This is a genomic window from Sphingopyxis sp. (assembly GCF_036402335.1).
In the GTDB taxonomy this organism is placed as follows: domain Bacteria; phylum Pseudomonadota; class Alphaproteobacteria; order Sphingomonadales; family Sphingomonadaceae; genus Sphingopyxis.
In genome coordinates this window covers 1-4969 of record NZ_DASWTD010000654.1, presented here as the reverse complement: position 1 = coordinate 4969, position 4969 = coordinate 1, and the positions used below count along the sequence as shown (strand labels likewise).

The following is a 4969-nucleotide window of genomic DNA, read 5'->3' as shown; positions in this document are numbered from 1 at the left end:
AGCATTTCAAGCGCATACTTGGAGAAGCGCTAGGCGATGCTAGCTAAGAGCGACTTTCCCGTCGCCGACGCGCTCGCGTTGCTTGGCACGTTCGGGCTCGAGGCGGCGCTGCTCGTCCCGACGCCCACGGGGCTCGACAAGTCGATCTTCGACGCGACGAGCAGCCTCAGGGAATACCTGGACGAGCGCGGCTACCACGACTTCGCGAACCAGCCGCAGGGCCAAGACCACAAGGTCGTCCGCGAGGTCAATTTCGTGCGCCCGGCGGCGCTCGAGAAATCCAAAGTGTCGCTTTACCGGCCGCCGACCAAGAAGGGCGACCCGCGGATTTGGCTGGGCGCCGCGACGCGCGCGAACGCGGCGGCGTTCAACCTGCTCGCGCTGACCGTCATCGACGAAACGCTCTATGTCTTGAACATGAGCGACCCGGCGGTGCGGGCGTCGCTCGGCGACCCGGCGTCGCCTTTCCGGCGCGTCGTGGACGCGAGGCGGCGGACCTCTGACGCGGCCGAGGAACTCCTGGAACTGCTGCGCGCCATCTCGGCACGCGGGTTCATTCGAACGCTGCGGCCCGGCGATACCGGTGTCGGCATGACGCTCGAGACCTTGCTCGGCATTGCCGCCAACTCGAAGCAGGCACCCGACTACAAGGGGATCGAACTCAAGGCGAAGCGGAGCAAGCTCGGGCGGAAAGACAATCGCTCGACGCTATTCTCCAAGGCGCCGAATTGGAAGCTGAGCCCGGTCGGCAGCGCGGTGGGTTTGCTCGAGCGGCGCGGATATGTCGACGGCGACGGCCGTCTCGCGCTTTACCACACGCTGCGCGGCGACAAGGTGAACTCGCTCGGGCTCGGGCTCGAGATCGACGCCGAGCGTGACTGGCTGAAACAGGTCCACGTCGATCCCGCCACGAGCAAGGCCCAGCACGACGTGACCTGGGAAATGCCCTTGCTCAAGCGCGATCTCGCAGCGAAGCACAAGGAGACCTTCTGGGTGCAGGCACGCTGTCGCGGCAAGGCCGAGGAAGAGGAATTCCACTACGTCGCCGTCCAGCACACGAGCGGCCCGATGACGGGCAACCTCCCTGCCCTGCTCGAGGCCGGCGTGGTGACGGTCGACTACGCGCTCCATCTCAAGGGTGGCCGCGCCCGCGACCATGGTTATCTTTTCAAGATCCATCCCGAGAACCTCGGCGCGCTCTTCCCGCCGCCCGGCGCGCATGTCCTCGGCTGACCCGCTCACCCGGGGAGAGAAACGAAAGCTCACGCGCCTCCGTTCGGACCTGCTCGATTGGGCAAAGGAAAACGGCCGCACATTCCCGTGGCGGTTCGCCGACGCCTCGACCTACGAGCGCATCGTCGTCGAGGTTCTCCTGCAACGAACGACGGCGTCCGCGGTGGCAAGCTTCTATCCCGCGTTCGTCGACCGCTTTTCGAGCTGGGAATCCTTGGCCGCGGCCTCGGCCGACGAGCTGGAAATATTTCTCAAGCCGCTCGGGCTATGGCGCCGCCGCGCCGCCTCGCTGCTCGGTCTCGCGCGCTACGCCGCGGCCGTCTCGGGGGAGTTCCCGCGGGGCGCGGCGAGTCATGCCGAGATCCCTGCTGTCGGCCAATATGTCTCGAACGCGATCTCGATGTTCCAGCACGGCGAGGCGACGCCGCTCCTCGATGTCAACATGGCACGGGTGATCGAGCGTTTCGTCCGCCCCCGCAAGCTCGCCGATATCCGTTACGATCCCTGGCTGCAGGCTGCCGCCCATTGGCTCGTCCGCGGAGAATCCCCCGAACGGGTCAACTGGTCAGTTCTCGATTTCGCGGCGCTCATCTGCAAGGCGCGGACCCCGCTATGCCATTCTTGTCCTGTTAGTTCGCGGTGCCGTTATTTCCAGGTCGAGGTTCGCAGTCGATCGAGAAAGTAAGTCACTACCAGGCTAGCTCCCGATAGCGCGGCGATATACCCATTGCGCGATATGCACGCGGTGTCTCTTTCCGCGGGCCGATCATTGCACGAGCGCGTTCGAAATGCCGGGCGGCTACGGCCATCAATCCCCGGCGAGCCCGAACGGTGGGCTGACCTCGTAATAGCTTGACGCGGACTCGTAGAAGAGTGGCATGCCCTCGACAACGTCCTCCCCGGCTTCCGCGCGGGCGACAAGTTCGAGGAGCATCACCGCGTTCAGTGCATTCTCCTTCCGGTCGAGCCGCAGGTGGTCGAGATCGGGCCACACGCTCTCGTCGTTGAACCAGGGGAGACAGGCGGCCAATATCTCCTGCCCGCGGGTAGTCTGACGATCGCGGGCTGCTAGCGCACTGAAGGACGCGACAAGGTCTGCCAGTTGAAGGCCCGGCTCCTGCTTCGACGAACCGAAGGCAACGGGTTTCGCGAGGTTGAAGACGAGCGGCGCGGACCGGCCGCGAAGGGTCATATAGGGAACGTCGATGCGGTCGATGAAACTGTCGAAGAAGTCGCGATAGGCGAGAAGCGGTTTGGAATCGTCGAACATGACGTCGAGCGCCCCGAACCGCTCGCCCATCGTGCAAAGCACCGACTTGGCCGAACTGAAACTGAGGTCCAGAACCCATTTGACGCGGCCGTTCTCGTCGGCGAGCCCGGCCATCTCCTTCTCGATAGGCGACCTGCATGCGTGGGCGAAACGCTGGATCGCATCGATCGGGTTCGGCTGGCCGGCCGCGTGATGGGGTTCGAAAAAGAGCTGCGGCTCGCCACGCCGTCGCCGCATCAAAGCCTCGAAACGGCCGGCGATACGCGCGGTGGACATATCGCCGCGCACCAGGTGGGCCCAGATGACGTTGGCGACATGGAGATGGAAGCCGCGTTCGTAGAAGAACAGGCTGTTGCGGGCGAGTACGGGTTCGAAGACATACTCGAAGAACTTGCACGCGAGGCTGTAGAGCTTGTCGCTGACCGCGACCGAAGCGCGATCGCCGAGTTCGCCCAGAAGCCAGCCGATCGCCGCCAGCGCATAGGGACGCTGGTAGAGCGCCATGCCCTTGATCTCGGGGTCGCGGATGCGGAAGCGGGCGCGCAGTTCCGCGATCAGCTCGGCCGCGGCATCGGGGCCGATCGCGATCGCCGAATAGGCGAAATAGGGCTGATCGACGTTGAGCAGATTATCGCCGGTGAAGCCGGCATCGTCGCAATAGATGTTGGTCGCCATCTTCCCTGAATAAGGCGAACCGCGCGCCCGACAAGGCAGACCGAAGCTGCGCGGTCATTGTCTTCGTGTCACATGTCGGTGCCATCAATCGCCAGAAAAGACCGATAACCACCCGCCGCCATGTGCCGCGCCCTGCTCACCAGCCGCCTGACCTGCGAGCGAAGCGAGTCGGAGGCGGCGCGCCAGTCCCGCGAAATCCGCTCGGTCCCGAACAAGCAGGCCGCGATTTCGCGCTGCGAAGCCCCGGCGCTCAAGGCATCAGCCACCCGCAAAACCTCGATCAGCCTTTCCACCTTGCGCTCTCGAGGAAAAAGAGCCGGCAGGAATTGGCCCGTCCGGTAGAGACCCACCAAGCGCCGAAGCGGGAGAACTTGCGCTTCGGCTTCGCAGCCGACAGACCCAATGAGCGCATAACGGAGCAGCACGGGATGTCCGGCTGCCAGGCTGCCCGCTTCGACATCGATACGGATCCGCCGATAGCCGTCGGATATGACCGCGTGCTCCTGGCCCTCGGGGTCGACGACGACATAAAGCCAACGCCCGAAACGTTGGTGATCAAACCGGTCGACCGTCGCCGGATCGACCGGGACCGCGGAAACCGGCAGCGCGCCGGGATCGACGCGCGCGTCCCAGATCAGCCGTGCATCGGGAGACGTACGGGCCGGGTGCTCGGCGAAAGTGCAGGCCCCACTGCAGCGAGCCGGCCCTGCCCTTCTGGTCACGCGTCGCCTTGCTCGCCGAGGTGTACCAGGCGACATAAGCGGGGTCGCGCCGCAGCCACTCCCACATCATGCCGGCGCGATCGATCCCGGTCAGCCGCCGATAAGGTGCCGGGTCGCGCCAGTCGGGTCGAGGCACGGGCGGCGGCAATCATTCCCCCGTGCAGATGGCGCGATGACGAGACAAATCGCGCGGAAACAGGCTGTTGCCTCCCGAAGCGCGATTGTTAAAATCGGGCCTCGTTCCAGCGGCGGGACTCGGCGGATACGGAAAGCCGCCTCCAGGCCTGCACAAGCAGGAAAGGACGGCCACGAGGGCTCCGGCGGCTTGAGACGCTGCCTCCGGTCGATATCGCGCATGAGAGACATGCGTGCGGAAATCGAGTGGTTCCTGGATGCCATCGCACTCGTCCGCGATGCCGGTACGCTTGCGATGGTTCTCGGAGAGATGACAGGCCGGCTCGGCTTCGGGCATTTCGCGCTCACGCATCACGCCAACATCCTCGACGTGCCGCGCCCGATGATCCGCGTTCACAACTACCCCGCGGGCTGGGTCGACTTTTTCGACCGGCGACGTCTCGGTTTTTCCGACCCGGTCCATCGCGCGAGCCACAAGACAAGCGCCGGCTTCCGGTGGACCAGCATACCCGATCTCATCCAGATGACGCCCGGCGACCACCGGCTGCTTGAGATGGCGCAGGACCATGGCCTCACCGACGGCTTTACCGTGCCCGCCAATATTGTCGGGGAAGCGACGGGCTCGTGCAGCTTCGCGTGCGGACCGGGCCGTGGCCTGCCGGCAGATGCCCTGCTCTGGGCGCAGTTTGCCGGGACCGCCGCGTTCGAGGCGGCGCGTCGCATCTGGCTTGCGGGAGTCGTTCCACCCGGCCCCCGCCCCCAGCTTACCGATCGCCAGCGGGATTGCCTGGTCTGGGCGGCGCGCGGCAAGACCGCGTGGGAGATCGGCCGCATTCTCGGGATCAGCGAAGAGACGGCGGTGCGCCATCTCAAGCAAGCCCGCGAAAGATATGGGGTCGATAAGCAGACATCATTGCTGATCCGTGCCCTGTTC

Annotated in this window: 5 protein-coding genes and 1 pseudogene; 3 read left to right on the top strand and 3 right to left on the bottom strand. The window is 65.1% G+C overall.

All coding sequences use genetic code 11. The features are described 5' to 3' along the window. Positions 1–36 precede the first annotated feature (36 nt). Both VGD20_RS20930 and VGD20_RS20925 read left to right on the top strand, forming a co-directional pair. Positions 37–1233 (top strand): MvaI/BcnI family restriction endonuclease, encoded by a 1197-nt coding sequence (locus VGD20_RS20930; protein ID WP_331136300.1) that lies wholly within the window; start codon positions 37–39, stop codon positions 1231–1233. Next, the gene (locus VGD20_RS20925) at positions 1220–1918 is read left to right on the top strand and encodes a hypothetical protein (RefSeq protein WP_331136299.1); all 699 of its coding nucleotides are present in this window, start codon (positions 1220–1222) and stop codon (positions 1916–1918) included. The genes VGD20_RS20930 and VGD20_RS20925 overlap by 14 nt, the downstream gene beginning before the upstream one ends. 123 nt (positions 1919–2041) lie before the next feature. Here the strand turns inward: VGD20_RS20925 and VGD20_RS20920 are convergent, their stop codons facing one another. From VGD20_RS20920 to VGD20_RS21845, 3 genes and pseudogenes are all read right to left on the bottom strand, one after another. Then, on the bottom strand, positions 2042–3178 hold the full coding sequence (locus VGD20_RS20920; RefSeq protein WP_331136298.1) for a DUF3800 domain-containing protein: 1137 nt from the start codon (positions 3176–3178) through the stop codon (positions 2042–2044). 68 nt (positions 3179–3246) lie between these two features. Further along, complete coding sequence (locus tag VGD20_RS20915; RefSeq protein WP_331136297.1) at positions 3247–3900, bottom strand: DUF2285 domain-containing protein; 654 nt, start codon at positions 3898–3900, stop codon at positions 3247–3249. A 10-nt stretch (positions 3901–3910) separates the two neighbouring features. Further along, positions 3911–3967 (bottom strand): annotated as a pseudogene (locus VGD20_RS21845) (transcriptional regulator domain-containing protein); the annotation flags it as partial. A 297-nt stretch (positions 3968–4264) separates the two neighbouring features. On the opposite strand from VGD20_RS21845, the gene VGD20_RS20910 reads away from it, so the two are divergent. After that, positions 4265–4969: LuxR family transcriptional regulator (locus tag VGD20_RS20910; protein WP_331136296.1), on the top strand; the 705-nt coding region annotated here is incomplete at its 3' end.

Coding starts and splice junctions, on each gene's coding strand:
- VGD20_RS20930 (WP_331136300.1), top strand. CDS start 37: ATGCTAGCTAAGAGCGACTTTCCCGTCGCCGACGCGCTCGCGTTGCTT.
- VGD20_RS20925 (WP_331136299.1), top strand. CDS start 1,220: ATGTCCTCGGCTGACCCGCTCACCCGGGGAGAGAAACGAAAGCTCACG.
- VGD20_RS20920 (WP_331136298.1), bottom strand. CDS start 3,178: ATGGCGACCAACATCTATTGCGACGATGCCGGCTTCACCGGCGATAAT.